The organism is Flavobacterium sp. CLA17 (assembly GCF_013112255.2).
In the GTDB taxonomy this organism is placed as follows: domain Bacteria; phylum Bacteroidota; class Bacteroidia; order Flavobacteriales; family Flavobacteriaceae; genus Flavobacterium; species Flavobacterium circumlabens.
Genome location: NZ_CP068294.1, coordinates 2,528,532 through 2,542,711 on the forward strand (window position 1 = coordinate 2,528,532; position 14,180 = coordinate 2,542,711).

The following is a 14,180-nucleotide window of genomic DNA, read 5'->3' on the forward strand; positions in this document are numbered from 1 at the left end:
TTGCAGATTGAGCAGATTTTTTTTAAGCAAGGTTAAACAAAAGTAAGATCTGCTCAATCTGCAAAATCTGCGAGAGATAAAAAAACATAGAAATCCTTTTAATTGTATGTAACGTTTTTTAAATGGTTAACTTATATCAGGACTATAAAAGATTTTAAATTGGTATTAGATCGAATAGCCGTCCAATTTTAGTTGGATGGAAAATAAAGTAGGATAGAAAGGCTTTAGCCTAATGATCAGTTTGGCTAAAGCCTCTTTCTTTTCCGTTTTTAATCTCCAGCTAAAGCCGGAGACTATTTAAATATTTTTTTCACAGATTCTGAAAGCTCTATTTTGTAATCTGTCTGATCCTTTTGATCTGTGGCTATTATTTAAAAACATAGCTTTTAGTAAATATTCAATGCGTTTATTCTCTAAGGAAATATTAGAGAGAAGGAAGTTCCTTTTCCGAGTTCGGAATCTACGATTAATTTAATATCGTGCAGTTTGAGAATTTGTGTGGTGATAAAAAGACCCAATCCCTGTCCCTGAATATGACGTGTATGGTCGCTTCTGAAAAAGAGGTTGAAAATAGATTGCTGATCGTTTTCTGAGATTCCGGGTCCCTGATCTGTAATTTTGATGACCAGTTTCCCTTCTTTCGAAAGAGCAGCAACGGCCACTTGTGCCGGAAATGAAAATTTTATGGCATTGTCTAAAATATTATACAACGCAATAAAAAGCATGTGTTTATTGGCGTAAACAGAAAGTAAATCTTCATGCTCTGCAATCGCGTTCAGGTCTACCGAAACTTTAGCTTCCGGATATTCAATCGCTTTCTTTTCGAGAACATTCCATAATATTTCGTCTATTCTGACCATTTCCATTTGTTGCGGTTCTGAAAGCTCCAGTCCGGATAAAACCAAAAGCCCTTCGAGAGTTGCTTTGAGATGTAAAGTATCTTTTCGAAGTGATTTTAATATTTCTTCGTATTGTTCGTTTGTTCTGGGTTGCTGTAACGAGACATCAAGGTCTCCAATAATAATAGTGAGCGGCGTTTTTAATTCGTGAGACGCATTTTTCAAAAAGTTATTCTGAATCATGATGCCGCTTTCTAATCTTTCTAACAGATAATTAAAAGTAGTAACTAATTCCCTGATTTCGTCTTTGTCACTGGTTTGCGGTACTTCTAATCTCGAATGCAGGTTTTCGGTTGTTATCGTATTTACTTTCGCAATAACGTCTGTAAAAGGACGGAAAGTCTGTCTGGCTAAAAACGTTCCTAAAAGATAATTTAAAGGAATTCCCGCCAGGTAAAATAAAATAAACATAAGACCAAGCATCTCCAGTTGTCGGTTACCGGTGCGATCGATTCCTGAAACCACAATGATAAAGTCGCCCTGATTGTCCTTATAAAATAGTCCAACAAATTGTCTGTGGTTAATTGTAAAGGTTAGGATTTTGTTTTTTGTGATCGCATTTAAATAGTGATCATTTAAAGGGATGTCAATATTATCCTGTACAAAAAGGTTTTTGGTTTTGGCGTCATAAACCCGTATCGATTCGTTATTGATTCTGTTGTACTGAAGTTCAATCTGACGGTAACGTTCACTGCTAATTTCTTTGATCTCATCTTTTTCAAAATAAAAAAGTGCGGTTGTCATGGCATGATCTTCCAGATTATCAAAGTACAGATCTTTCATATGACTTCTGAACAGCAGAAAAGAACCAGCCATAAGAAGTCCGGCTATAAAAGCAAACAGCAAAGTAGAATTAACCGCTAACTTGTTCTTAAGATTCATAACTCTTTTGTTTGAGCATATATCCTGTTCCTTTAATGGTATGAATGAGCGGAGTGGGGAAGTTCTTGTCTATTTTGTTTCGCAAATAGTTAATATAAACATCTACGGTGTTTGAGGTAGTGTCAAAATCAATATTCCAAACTGCTTGTGCAATCTCAATTCGGGATAAGGCTTTCTCGCGGTTTTTCATAAAAAAGATCAGAAGCTTGAGTTCTCTTGACGAAAGATTTAATTCTTTTCCGTCTCTGGAAACACTTTGTTCTTTCATGTTAATTTCGACTCCGGCATACGACTGAAAATCCAGAATTCCGTTGCTGAATTCCGCACGACGAAGCTGCGCATTTATCCGTGCCAGCAATTCTTCAAACAAAAAAGGCTTGGCCAGATAATCATCGGCTCCCGCCTGTAAACCTTTTACTTTTTCCTGCGGCGTATCGAGTGCGCTTAGAATAAGTATCGGAACTATTATTTTTCGGCTTCTTAAAACTTCACAAACCTCAAATCCTGTAATGTCCGGAAGCATGATGTCGAGAATAATAATATTATACTCGTTCTCCATAACCTCTTTTATGGCTTCAAAACCTTTTGTGATCGTCTTGACTTCATAAAGATGTTCTTCAAGTCCTCTTGTAATAAAAGATGCGACTCTCGGATCGTCTTCCACTAATAATACTTTATTCATAAGTGAATAGAATTGGAGTGTTTACTACTATAAAATTTATCCTTAATCATCTTCTATCAGAAAGGTTATAAAACAGACGGTCAAATTTGAAAACAAAAGTAATAAGAAAAGTCCTGACAGCACTGTAAAAAAAGTTTTTCATTTACAAGAATGGCTTTGATAGCAGTGCGATTAAAGTGTATAGGAATACAGAAAAAATTTCAATTGTTTTAATTTATACTTATTCTGGCAAATTCCCGTAATTTATCAGGGATTATTAGCCATACGTTGAGCAATAACAAAAGCAATTCTTTTATTTTCAGCTTTAAAAGGTACTTTCTTTAAAGGATGTCCGGCATATAATTCGTATTTTGGAAGTGAGTCTCCTGAGAATGTTAAACGTTCCACCTGAATAATTTGATTGGGAATATTAGCACCGTACCATAGCGAATCTGCTTTCTGGCTCCAGGTCACTTCATACAATACAGCTCCGTCTGGGTAAGAACTATTTGCTTTGGTTGCGGCATGCTGATAAGCAATTGAATTACCATATAAAGTTGCCATGGCAGCCTCACGTGGATTAATAGAAAATGTGATAGGCGACAGTAACAGAGGATTTTCCGGCAGCTCATCTACTGCTGATACAGAAGCTTTTTCGTTAAGGTTGTGTTTGTTATTTCGGTTACAGCCTGACAGTATAACGACACAGGCGATGAAAATATAGTGAAGTGGTTTCATATTTATTTGCTTTTATTGTAGCTATTAAATGTATTGGAATCAAGATGCAAAGGAGTAGTAAAAACATAATCATTATTTTTAACGGGATTATGACAGGCAATACACTCCTGATCAAAGTTAGCGTTATCTCCATACGGCTTTAGATTATTGCCTTTCCATCTTGCCCATCCCCATCCTTTTGTTGATTCATATTTTTTGGCATCTTTGATCATGAATTCGACCTGAATGAATTCTCCGGCAGATACAGTTCCGTCGGTTTCTGTTTTTTGTTTCCAGGCTGTTTTTGCAAAAATAGCACCATCTGGCCAGGGATTGGTCTGATGATTTTCAATAGCTTTTACCGCAATGCTGTTTCCGAAAATAATACGCATGCTGCCATTGTCAAAACGGTCAGAAGTACTAACAGCTTTCCAATTTCTAAAATTAGGGATGTATGAAATTTTATTGGGCGAAGGCTTAACTTTAGAATAATCTGATATAGTATTATTCAATACTATATTGTCATTTTCCTTTGCATTAGAAGGAAGCGGTTTTTGAGGATTTGTTTTTCGGGCAGCTATTGATGTTACATAATTTTTTAGTACAGCTACAGACCGATCGTCTAATTTTGCAGATGGATGAAGAGCTGTGTAACTTTTAAGCGGCATTTCACCCGACAGTATTTTGTTGAAAGCGTAAAAAAGTATCGAATTTTGCTTTTGCTTGTCTAAATCGTCCCAATTAGAAAAATTCAGTGCTTTTCGGCCATCCGTGATATGAGAACTAACTATAAAATTGGCAGGAGTTATTTTGTCAAACCAGCTTAAATTTGTGGTATTGGAATGACAATCAAAACACGAGTTTCTTAAAATAGTATTCACTTCCTCAGGAACATTTGTTAAGTTTTTTGTTGAGGTGCTATATTCAATTTCGGCAGGTTTCCAGAATTGTAAAGCAATAAATGCCAACAACATAATTACGATTATTTTAATTCCCTTTTTCATTCGTTTTATTTTTAGAGATAATAGATTATGAAATCAAAATTAGAGATAATTCAAGTGTCGTAAATCCATTAACTCGTTCAAAGGGCATTTTTAGACCTTAAAGCCGAATATTAAAAGCTAAATAAATTGTTTACTTTAGCCTTAAATGATAGATTTTCTACATTAGCTCCATTTTAAGAATTATAAAAACACATGAAAAAAGCCCGGCTTTATATTTTGACACTTGCAGGCATTAGTATCGTTGTTCTGATTGTTAGTTTGATATCTTCTGCTTATCTCTATTCTTCAGCCAAAGAAAAATTATGGAATAGTAAATTAGAATCCGGTGAACGCGAAGCCAGGGAAATTTCCCGTCTTTTAGAACAGCAGCTTCATAGCGGATTGTCTAAAGATCAGGTCATACATAATTTACAGCTAAGCATCGAGAACACCGATATAAAGAGTGACTTTATCTGTATGTACAATCAGGAAGGAATTGAACTCTGCCATCCTAATCCGGCATTTATCGGTCAAAAAATTCAGGAAGGTAATTCTCAGGTAAGAGCAATAACAGATAAAAAAATAAAAACGTTAAGTGCCGTTTTAGAGCAGGGAGAAAAAACGGCGGGCATGCGTACATTTCCTAATAATCCAAAAAGAAATTCGGAAATCGTAAATATAAATCCCGTTGCAGGAACAAACTGGATGGTAGCTTCACACGCCAATTTAGCTGTTTTAGAAGAGCAATTATCTGATTTGTATCTTCAATTTGTTCTGAGTATGCTTTTAAGTACACTATTCATAAGTGGCTGCTGCTATACAATCATACGACTTATCTACAGGAAGTACGAAACCGCTTCAGACCTGGAAAAGAAGGACCTGAATGACAAAGTCAATGAGCTGCAGGTCTTGAATTTACAATTAAACTCAAATCAGCAGAAATTACAAAACCTGCCGGACAGTGCTTTACTTAACGATGCATCAAAAGAGTCCGAAATCGCAAAAAAGAGAATACTTACCTATCATAAAGACGAACTGATAAAACTGGATACAAATGATATTGCGTACATCTTGCTGGATACCGGAATCACCTGTATTTATACTTTCGACAATCGCCAATTCAACAGCAATAACAGTCTGGATGAGATTATGAAAGGACTCGATTCGACTACTTTTTACAGAGCCAACAGGCAGTTCATCGTTAATATCAGGGCTATTAACAGTATATTGCTTTACGGAAAAAATCAGTTGAAACTAATTATAAAACCTGAACTGAAAATGGATGTTATTATCAGTAAGAATAAAGTTTCAGAATTTAAGAACTGGCTGGACCAGTAATCGTCTGCTTTTATTGTAATCGGACTAAAATTGGCATTAGTCGATACTATTTATCATTCGGTATAAAAAATGATTACAGCTCAAATAATGTCTCTAAATTGTGGTATATATTGATAAAATTCAATTAATTAACACAAAAAAAAGATGAAAAAAATAATCCTTGCCTGTCTGTTTTTAACGAGTGTTTTTTCTAATGCTCAGGTTGCAACCCATAAAAAAGCAGTCTCCAAACCCAGTTGGGGACCTTTAAGCAGTACCGATTTCAGATACTACTATTTACCTGATATCGATATTTATTATGATACTGTCACGAGTGAGTTTATCTATGATAAAAAAGGGAAATGGATTCGTGAGAAGTCACTCCCTTCGCGATGCAGAGAATATAATCTTTATGAAGGTTATAAAGTTATTATAAACGATTATAATGGCAATAGTCCCTATAAGTATCACCAAAAGCACCTTGCCAGGTACCCGAAGGAAAACAGGGGCAAAGGAAAAAAAGTGGTAAAGACGCAGTCAATTCCAAGTAGTAAAATCCCAACCGGACCAAATGGTAAACAGGAGAAGGGCTCGGTTAAGTCAATTCCGGCTACAAAAGGCACGTCTAAAGAAAATGGATTTTAAAAACTAAATTTCATTCAGTATCTTTATAATCAGGGTGATTCTAATCCCAAAGATTATTATCCTTGGGATTAGCGATAAAAATAATGCTTTGAAAAATTAACAATACTTTCAATCACTGGTATTTACAAGATGCATTTTATTGTTGTGATAAAATTATAATGAAAAGTAGATTCATCACGCTTTCTGTGATAAAGTAAAAACATAAATAAAACTTATCATATTTTCTGTGATAAGTCTAAAATTGAAATTAAATTTATCACAACAATAAAAAGTATTTTCAGGTAAGACATTTGTACTATCCAGGCTTTTTTGGTTTGTAATTTTATTATAATCCGATATTGCGGATAAATAGTCTTATCACTAAGGATTATGCTCCGTTTCCTTTCAATAGATTGATACTTACCGTAGCAATATCAGCTTCGGGAAATCGTTTGAAAATGGATTGATCCGGAAACAATCCTGCTTCTGCCGCTACAGTATTGAAAACCTCTACCTCCACAATATACTGGTCGGAAAAACCGTGAGTGGCATCATAAGCCGTTGCAGGCGTTTTCCCTAAATTGCCTGCGGCAAGTTTTGGATTTATGGTATGTAACTCAATCAGAAGCAAACCAAACTTACGGACATACGGCGACCATTTTTGTAAATGTTCCAGCAGATTATCTTCTACGAGATTGTTAGAGATTCTTTTTCCCCTATAGGCAAATGCACCGGTAGACTTGCTGATCCTGTCTGTGTTGATGTGTTTCGGATCTGTCCAAATTCGATTGTGATCCAAAAAAGTCCTTACGTTAAGTAAATCTTTCAGGTCAATATTATAGTTTTCTTTCAGGTCTTCCGAAAGTATATCCGGGCGTCCGATATCGCCCCAAATAACTTTTGCCCAAATATCGGCCTTTATAAGATTGGCTCTGGTTACTTTCAGCGCTGCCTGGTTATAATCAGCTCCAACCAGAAACAACGGATACTCATCGAGCATTTTTCCTCTTAAGGTTTGTCTGTCGATTACTTCAAAAATGTGTTGCAGGAATGCGCCATTACCACAGCCCATATCCAGGATTCCTTTAGGCTGTTCTTCAATAGGGAGGTTAAAAAGTTTGACGATAATTTCATCGATAACTTTAAAATAAGTATCGTGAGCACCGCCGCTTCCCCATACATTCATTTCACGATCAACATGAATTTCGTTTTCGCCATCGGCTACCATTCGTAACACGGCCGGATCGCCAAAAATTAATTCTTCAATTCGGGCAAATGTGGGCAAATAGGAAACGGTAACGCCATAGGCACTCGCTCTTTTTGCAAAAAACAAACCTGTTTCTGTAAATTGGTAATTACCGTTTTTTTCCGTGAACCATCCAAGATGTACAAAAAAGTCTAATATTTTTTTGAAATTCTCAGGAGATTTATGAAACTCTTCCGGTTTAAAAGAGGTCTCCATAAAATACTTGTGAAACATGCCGTTCATGGCCAGACGCACTATCGTTGGGCCAATCAGATAACCTTCTATATGTTTTAAAATCTGTTCCTGAATCGTGTTGGTCAGCGGATCGACGGAGGGTGCAATTCCGTATTTCTTTTTATATTTTTCAAAAATAGTATTGAGTTTTTCAAACGGTTGCTCCTCAAAGAGACGCGGGTGAAACCGGACAGAGAACTGAAGCAAATCAACTACGTCTTCATAGAGATGAAACATCGAAAAGGCTATTGCTGTCTTTTCATTGACTAAAATCGTAATTTCCTGTTTAGGGTTATCGACTTCGTAATCTAAAAAGCCCTGCGAAGCCAAAATTCTCAAACCAACATTCAGATAGCCTTCGTTTGCTTTAAAAACAGTTGCAAGCTCGGTTAATTGTATTTGTTTTTTGTCCAGTATAAACTCCAAAACGGCTTTATTCCTCAGTGCTATTGCTACCGGAGCAACAGCTAAGCCGTCAAGATGTCTGAAAATAAAACTTCGTAGTTGTGATTTATCGGTCATAGTAAAAGAATGAATGTTTGTTAAAAATAGTTATTTTTTTTAAGTGAAGACGTTTCAATTTCAAAATGAAAAGGAAACAGAGTAAACAGGCTGTTTTTTTATTTGAATAAATTTACTTAAGTTCCGTACTACTATTTATTAAAAAAGACATCCATGATAATTGAATTGTTAGATAAAAATAAAAACATTATACAGTTAAAAAGTATTGATGAAATACCTGAAGACCTGAGTAATATAAACAGTCTGCAGATTATTAATTATAAAAAGTCGGATATTGCCACTTTTGAAAAACTTTTTACTATTGACACAACGATATTGAGCAATAGTGATGATATCGAAATAAGTTCGCATTATCTGGAAAAAGAAAGCCAGTTAGCATTCAATTTTTCATTTCCCTATTTTTCAGCCCATAATAAAATTGAAGAAGTAATTGTGTCTTTTATTCTGAAGGAGGAAATTATGTTTTCGTTTATGGATATTAATTTTGAGCAATTTATACCGGAAAATAAGAGACAGGAACATTTTGATAAAATAAAAAACCTGCCGTTTACGATCAATACTTTTCTCTTAATGATGATTGGAATCGTCCCCGATTATTTTGCGGACTTAACTGAAATCATCTCAAAAAATATTAAAACAATGTACTCTAGTCTGCAGAAAGAAAATGATTTTTCGGAGTATGGTTTAAATGAAATAACGGCGCTGAAATTTAACAACCTGCTGGTTAAGGAATCACTGAATGAATTTAGAAGAATTTTGCATCTGCTTAGAAAAAGCACGAAGCTTAGCCCTGAAATCAAAGAAACAATTTTACTGGAATTAAGCGATTTAACCGTAATTAATGAATATGTACAAAATAATTTTGAGCGTTTAGATGATCTGAAAGATTATATCGCTACCAAAATTGATCTGGAGCAAAATCGAATCTTTAAAACATTAACGATTATAACCATGTGTATTTCATTACCAATGCTTGTAGCTGGAATTTACGGCATGAATTTTAAAAATATGCCTGAACTGGAGTGGGAGTACGGCTATTTTTATGCCATAGCATTGATCCTTATTTGTTTTATTGTACCATTGATTTGGTTTAAACGAAAAAAATGGCTCCAGTGAAAATAATTTATAATTAGTCTGCTGTTATAAATTGATGAAATAATATTTTTTTTTAACTATTTATATCTAGTGTTATACCTTATTTAATATTTATATTTGATATTGTTTACAAATTATTAATTTAAAGATATTTATCATGGATAAAGCTATAAAACTAAAGGTCCGCAAGGAATTAGATAGTCAGCAGCAGTTGAATATTATTAAATTAAAAGGGACATTAATTTCGAGAGGCTACACAGAGATCATCCATATTTTGGATCAGGATGAAGAATTTCACATCAATTCTTTTGAAACGTCGGTTGAAAGCAGTACTGAGGTACGTGAATTTATCACAGAATTCATAAATAAAGAGAATCTTGCCGAAACGATTACTTTGTTTAGATAAATTACAAAAGGTGATGATCGACTAATCTATAGGACTGTATACGGGAACTTAAAGTATCACAGGCAATATTTGTTCGGCGATGCAGAAATTGTGAGCATTATTTAATTGTGAAATTCGGGATCTTCTGAAAGTTCTTCTATAAAATTAATTAGTTTTTTATAGTCGTATTGTTTAGGATAAAGGTATTGGTTAATACTAAATATCGGCGCGAAAAATAAATGGTTTTCTATATTGCAAGTGAACTGTTTACTCAGAATTTCTTTTATCACAATTTCATTTTCCCTTGTTATTGGGGTTGTAGGTAGTTTTCTTTCATCAGTATAGGTAAACCAATTGTATAGTCCCGTTATGAAAGCTTGCGGGCCTTCACTCAGATAAAGATACACGAGTTGCTCATGAACTGTTTTTGATTTTTTATAACCATAGTCTGCATGATTAAAATGGAAACGAACTTCTACACAAACCAAATCATGATAATTTTCCAAAATCTGCTCCATAACGAAATGTGCATTCCTGCTTTTAGCACTAAAGGGATTGACAATGAGTGTGATTTTTAATTTTGCGTTCCTGTTTCCAAGCGCTAGGACAGATGAAGAAGGCAAGCTTTGTTTTACCTTTTCCGACAGGAGCAAAACACTTTTAAAAGTCTCGTAATGGTCAATAAACTGATTGCTCTTCAATAACGAGTCCTGCATTACCTGATATTTTATAAAAAAACTTTTCATACTGACCCATGACATACCTGTAAGGAGTATGAGAACCAGGAGAAAAAGGGATTGAAAAGAATATAGGATTGAAGTGCTGCCATACAACAGCGCATAACAAATTTCAATTAAAAATAACAGAGAAACAAAAAGGCACGGTTTACAGGGCTTTTCCTTGTTTGTCGATTCTGGTTTTTCGATAAGAAATACGGTATTGCACCACAACGACTTCAATTGTTTTTCAGAGACTTCAACGGTTGTATTGTCCCTATAGTAAGTGTAATTTCTTTTATTTTTTTTAATGAAATAAAATTGTGATTCCTTGCCTTCCTCTTTTAATAGTACAGCAAAATTGTGAGGCAAAAGTTCGATTTCTGAAAATTCTGCCCGGATAACACCATTTTGGATATTAAAAAAACTTAAAGTATCGGTAATAGCTAACAGATAAGGATATTGCGGATGGGATTGAATTTGAATTTCGAATTCGTTTTTATCAATACAAATTCCTTCTTTTTCTAAATATTGATAAACGTAATTATATTCTTTGGTCATAGTTAACAGGTGCTTAAATCTCGTCAAAAAGTATCCGAATAGCAGCAATTTCGGTTTTGAAAATAACAATCAGGATGGATACCCGAATACGTAAATGTATCAAAATTCTTTCAGAATATTCGCATGAAATATATAGTTTTATACTGTATTTGAAATAAAACTATAGTTAGGGACGGGAAAATTCCACGGTATCATAATTAAACAATCACAACTCCGGCATTATCCGTTCCTAAAGCAATAAAAAAGAATAACAGTAGAAAAGAATGATAACTGAATCAGAAATATAAGGTTAAAATAAATGATTTATTTGTATGTTTATAGGAAAATGAAGCTGCAAACTCTAATAGTAAATAAGAAATGTTTAATCTGATAAAAAGGAATTCTGAAACTAAAAACGCCTACAGGCCGCACCCTGAGGCAATGATTATAACGTGTTTTTTTAACCCTCAGAACTCTCCCTACCGCATTAAGGCTTTCCAGCTGTTTTATGAAAGTATCAAACAAGTCAACCATTCTGTCATCGAATGCGTCATTGGCAATACGTTACCACAGCTGGAAGAGAGCGAACATATTACAAGAGTATATACTGAGAATTTGCTTTGGCATAAAGAGTCTTTATTAAATAAAATTATAAGTGAATTACCGGTACAATACCAATACATTTTCTGGGTAGATGCCGACGTCCTGTTTACCAACCCAAACTGGATAGTGGAAGGGGTAGAAGCACTGCAGGATAATACTATAATTCAGCCTTTTGAATATGGTGTGTTTCTTGAAAAAGACCAACTAAAGCCGTCTTTTAATATGGATGATATAAAGGAAACTTATTTGCCAAATGCAGTCCACAATAAAGTGTGGCGCAGTTTTGCAGCTAACTACACCGATACGGAACTTTGGAAACATAAAATGTATAATAAGCACGGGCATGTGGGACTTGCCTGGGGTGCAAAAAGAGCAATATTGGAAGCCGTGCCATTGTTTGATAAGGCTTTAATCGGCGGAGCAGATCATGTTATAGCCCATGCTGCAGCCGGACAAATTCCACATCCGTGCATTACGGAAGATTTTAAAGGCAACATTGAACAGGTCAATTTATGGAGCCTTGATTTCTATAAGGTTACAGAAGGGAAAATTGGTTTTGTTCGGGGTGAGTTGTATCATTTATGGCACGGCGACATGGATAAAAGGCAGTATAGGGAAAGAAATGAATATAATGCTAACATAAAGGAAATCGTAAAGCGTGACGATAACGGATTATATGTAACCAATCAGGCTGATGACAGTTATATAAAAAATTATTTCAGGCAGAAAGAAGCTCCTGAAGAGAAAAAGCCCCATTTTTTTAAACGCTTGTTTACAAACAAATAACAGTTTATTAAACAGATTCTTCTAATGTAGGTGACCAGTATAAAACGCTACAATTAATATACTATTAACTCACTTTACTTTGTTGTAAACGTTACCATAACCCACCTCTGATAATAAGTTAAAGCGGGAGCGCTTCTGATTGTCAGTGTCTTCTAATCTGAAAATCAGTGGCAGGCTTTTGACGTAAAAGTAATTTTTATAAAAAGCAGACTGATAGACGGGCAGGAAATCTGAACTCCAGATTTTCAATAAATTAGCTCCGGAATCCTTTGTTTCGCATATTTCAATTTTCATTTTGCTCAGGTAATACAAATACTCGCCTTCGGCAATACAGTCGACGGGTTTTCTTAAAATAGCAGTAGAAACAAATGCATCCAGTTTTTTTGACAGATTCCATAGTAAAGGCTGCAGGATGTCTTGATTGTACACCCTAAGGCGCGTTAAACAGGAATTGTCTTCACGAAAATCATATTTATCAATGTAAAAGACGTCGGGAACCTGGTCCCAGTTTATCGTATTATTGGCGAAAATATTCCCCTTGTAATTGAGCAGATGGTAGAGCATAATTTCCAGTTTGCCTTTATAGCCAAACAATCCATTGTCCCATTTTAGCTCTCCGGCTGTACCTTCACAGAGTAAAAAATCAAAATGTGATTTTAAGTTTCCTTCCCGCTCTTCGTTAAGAATGATATGCTGCATGCTTTCAATTTCGCAGTGCAGTTTAAAAATATCTTCTTTTTCGAAAATAGAGGCCTGCTCAAAATTAGACTCATCAAAAGCATAGTTCTTCTGCGAGGTAAAAATCAAATGATAATCCTTACTTTTTTTAAACAAATTATTGACGTAATCTGTATTTTTAAAGAGCATACAACATGCTGTTATAAAGTCGTGCCTGACACAAACAACGTCAAATTCATCCAGTAGGTCATCAGTCATGAACTCCCTGATCCTGCCGTATATGACATCCAGATCAGTTATGCCCCAAAAATCATAATCTTCCAGATAGGATGAAAATAGTATTCCAAATGCCGGTTTATAATCACACAATTTATAGGGCTTCTCTACGGCAATGTTAAAACCTAATTTTTCTGAAGCCAGACGGTTAAAATCGACGAGATTTAACGGTATAATTTTAACATTATCAGGAACGCTGTAAGTAAGTATATTATCTGTGAAAATAAAAAAATCAACTGTTGGATTGGATTCGCATGATTTCAGGAAAAATTTAAAAAACCAGGGAAAAGGTCCCATATAACAATTGATTAAAGCTATTTTTTTCATACTTCTGATTTAAAAAAACGATTGGAATAAGGACTAATAAATTTTCACGAGACTGTGCGAATATCATTACTAATAAGAATGCAACCTAAAAAATTAACGTTTCGTTAACTACTTTAGATTCTTACATCCCCAACTGTGAGACACTACTATTTAAAATGATATACAAAACAGGTTAAAAAAAAATACAAAGCAAAAAGTACTAAAAAACGTATGAAAATAAGCAATTGTTAAATTGATATTTTGTAAGTGGTTTTTTTGCGACTTGAATATAAAATTTGCACTATTTTTTTTGATATGTCAGATAATTAATATATTTAACAAAAGATTAACGATGCTGTTTTAACAACAACACGTTTTTTTAATTTTATTTACAAAATATTCTTACTTATTTACTTTTATAAACTTAAGTGCACATAAGTGGTAAAATTCATTATTGTAAGAATTGAAAAAAAATTATAACTATAAAAACAAAAAACTATGAAAAAGTTAAGTTTAAAAAATGCGGACATGCTTTCCAGAAAAGAGTTGAAAACAATCATGGGAGGATATGGCGGTTGTCCTGATGGAACTGCACCTTGTACTTGTAACGGTACTTCTTATGGATGTCAGACAGTAAGCAGCTGCTGGAATAAATGTTAAGAAATATTTAGAATTTACAACAGGCCATTTCGATGGCCTGTTGTTTCAAA

Annotated in this window: 13 protein-coding genes; 6 read left to right on the forward strand and 7 right to left on the reverse strand. The window is 34.5% G+C overall.

Going from position 1 to position 14,180, the window contains the following annotated elements:
• Positions 1 to 413: 413 nt before the first annotated feature.
• The 4 genes from HAV12_RS10465 to HAV12_RS10480 form a co-directional block, all read right to left on the reverse strand.
• Entirely contained in the window at positions 414 to 1,781 is a 1,368-nt protein-coding gene (locus HAV12_RS10465) for a HAMP domain-containing sensor histidine kinase (RefSeq protein WP_171569595.1), read from the reverse strand.
• Positions 1,771 to 2,463: a response regulator transcription factor gene (locus HAV12_RS10470; RefSeq protein WP_171569596.1), complete on the reverse strand. Its 693-nt coding sequence runs from the start codon at positions 2,461 to 2,463 to the stop codon at positions 1,771 to 1,773. The genes HAV12_RS10465 and HAV12_RS10470 overlap by 11 nt, the downstream gene beginning before the upstream one ends.
• 246 nt (positions 2,464 to 2,709) lie before the next feature.
• The gene (locus tag HAV12_RS10475) at positions 2,710 to 3,180 is read right to left on the reverse strand and encodes a hypothetical protein (RefSeq protein WP_171569597.1); all 471 of its coding nucleotides are present in this window, start codon (positions 3,178 to 3,180) and stop codon (positions 2,710 to 2,712) included.
• A 2-nt stretch (positions 3,181 to 3,182) separates the two neighbouring features.
• Positions 3,183 to 4,163, reverse strand: coding sequence for a heme-binding domain-containing protein (locus HAV12_RS10480; protein WP_171569601.1), 981 nt, complete (start codon positions 4,161 to 4,163; stop codon positions 3,183 to 3,185).
• A gap of 192 nt (positions 4,164 to 4,355) precedes the next feature.
• On the opposite strand from HAV12_RS10480, the gene HAV12_RS10485 reads away from it, so the two are divergent.
• A complete protein-coding gene (locus HAV12_RS10485; protein WP_171569602.1) occupies positions 4,356 to 5,480 on the forward strand; it encodes a LytTR family DNA-binding domain-containing protein in 1,125 nt (374 codons plus the stop codon).
• 144 nt (positions 5,481 to 5,624) lie between these two features.
• Positions 5,625 to 6,104, forward strand: coding sequence for a hypothetical protein (locus HAV12_RS10490; protein WP_171569603.1), 480 nt, complete (start codon positions 5,625 to 5,627; stop codon positions 6,102 to 6,104).
• 367 nt (positions 6,105 to 6,471) lie between these two features.
• On the opposite strand, the gene HAV12_RS10495 is transcribed toward HAV12_RS10490, so the two are convergent.
• On the reverse strand, positions 6,472 to 8,085 hold the full coding sequence (locus HAV12_RS10495) for a class I SAM-dependent methyltransferase (RefSeq protein ID WP_171569604.1): 1,614 nt from the start codon (positions 8,083 to 8,085) through the stop codon (positions 6,472 to 6,474).
• Positions 8,086 to 8,238: 153 nt separating this feature from the next.
• Here HAV12_RS10495 and HAV12_RS10500 point away from each other — a divergent pair, with 153 nt between their 5' ends.
• Positions 8,239 to 9,201, forward strand: coding sequence for a CorA family divalent cation transporter (locus HAV12_RS10500; RefSeq protein ID WP_205423365.1), 963 nt, complete (start codon positions 8,239 to 8,241; stop codon positions 9,199 to 9,201).
• 136 nt (positions 9,202 to 9,337) lie between these two features.
• A complete protein-coding gene (locus HAV12_RS10505) occupies positions 9,338 to 9,586 on the forward strand; it encodes a hypothetical protein (protein WP_132037544.1) in 249 nt (82 codons plus the stop codon).
• 101 nt (positions 9,587 to 9,687) lie between these two features.
• Here the strand turns inward: HAV12_RS10505 and HAV12_RS10510 are convergent, their stop codons facing one another.
• Positions 9,688 to 10,842: a hypothetical protein gene (locus HAV12_RS10510; RefSeq protein ID WP_171569606.1), complete on the reverse strand. Its 1,155-nt coding sequence runs from the start codon at positions 10,840 to 10,842 to the stop codon at positions 9,688 to 9,690.
• 357 nt (positions 10,843 to 11,199) lie between these two features.
• On the opposite strand from HAV12_RS10510, the gene HAV12_RS10515 reads away from it, so the two are divergent.
• The gene (locus tag HAV12_RS10515) at positions 11,200 to 12,210 is read left to right on the forward strand and encodes a hypothetical protein (protein ID WP_171569607.1); all 1,011 of its coding nucleotides are present in this window, start codon (positions 11,200 to 11,202) and stop codon (positions 12,208 to 12,210) included.
• Between the two features lie 69 nt (positions 12,211 to 12,279).
• On the opposite strand, the gene HAV12_RS10520 is transcribed toward HAV12_RS10515, so the two are convergent.
• A complete protein-coding gene (locus HAV12_RS10520; protein WP_171569609.1) occupies positions 12,280 to 13,491 on the reverse strand; it encodes a DUF6625 family protein in 1,212 nt (403 codons plus the stop codon).
• A gap of 477 nt (positions 13,492 to 13,968) precedes the next feature.
• Between HAV12_RS10520 and HAV12_RS10525 the strand changes: the two genes are divergently transcribed.
• Complete coding sequence (locus HAV12_RS10525; RefSeq protein ID WP_158286352.1) at positions 13,969 to 14,130, forward strand: hypothetical protein; 162 nt, start codon at positions 13,969 to 13,971, stop codon at positions 14,128 to 14,130.
• Positions 14,131 to 14,180: the final 50 nt, after the last annotated feature.

Coding starts and splice junctions, on each gene's coding strand:
- HAV12_RS10465 (WP_171569595.1), bottom strand. CDS start 1,781: ATGAATCTTAAGAACAAGTTAGCGGTTAATTCTACTTTGCTGTTTGCT.
- HAV12_RS10470 (WP_171569596.1), bottom strand. CDS start 2,463: ATGAATAAAGTATTATTAGTGGAAGACGATCCGAGAGTCGCATCTTTT.
- HAV12_RS10475 (WP_171569597.1), bottom strand. CDS start 3,180: ATGAAACCACTTCACTATATTTTCATCGCCTGTGTCGTTATACTGTCA.
- HAV12_RS10480 (WP_171569601.1), bottom strand. CDS start 4,163: ATGAAAAAGGGAATTAAAATAATCGTAATTATGTTGTTGGCATTTATT.
- HAV12_RS10485 (WP_171569602.1), top strand. CDS start 4,356: ATGAAAAAAGCCCGGCTTTATATTTTGACACTTGCAGGCATTAGTATC.
- HAV12_RS10490 (WP_171569603.1), top strand. CDS start 5,625: ATGAAAAAAATAATCCTTGCCTGTCTGTTTTTAACGAGTGTTTTTTCT.
- HAV12_RS10495 (WP_171569604.1), bottom strand. CDS start 8,085: ATGACCGATAAATCACAACTACGAAGTTTTATTTTCAGACATCTTGAC.
- HAV12_RS10500 (WP_205423365.1), top strand. CDS start 8,239: ATGATAATTGAATTGTTAGATAAAAATAAAAACATTATACAGTTAAAA.
- HAV12_RS10505 (WP_132037544.1), top strand. CDS start 9,338: ATGGATAAAGCTATAAAACTAAAGGTCCGCAAGGAATTAGATAGTCAG.
- HAV12_RS10510 (WP_171569606.1), bottom strand. CDS start 10,842: ATGACCAAAGAATATAATTACGTTTATCAATATTTAGAAAAAGAAGGA.
- HAV12_RS10515 (WP_171569607.1), top strand. CDS start 11,200: ATGTTTAATCTGATAAAAAGGAATTCTGAAACTAAAAACGCCTACAGG.
- HAV12_RS10520 (WP_171569609.1), bottom strand. CDS start 13,491: ATGAAAAAAATAGCTTTAATCAATTGTTATATGGGACCTTTTCCCTGG.
- HAV12_RS10525 (WP_158286352.1), top strand. CDS start 13,969: ATGAAAAAGTTAAGTTTAAAAAATGCGGACATGCTTTCCAGAAAAGAG.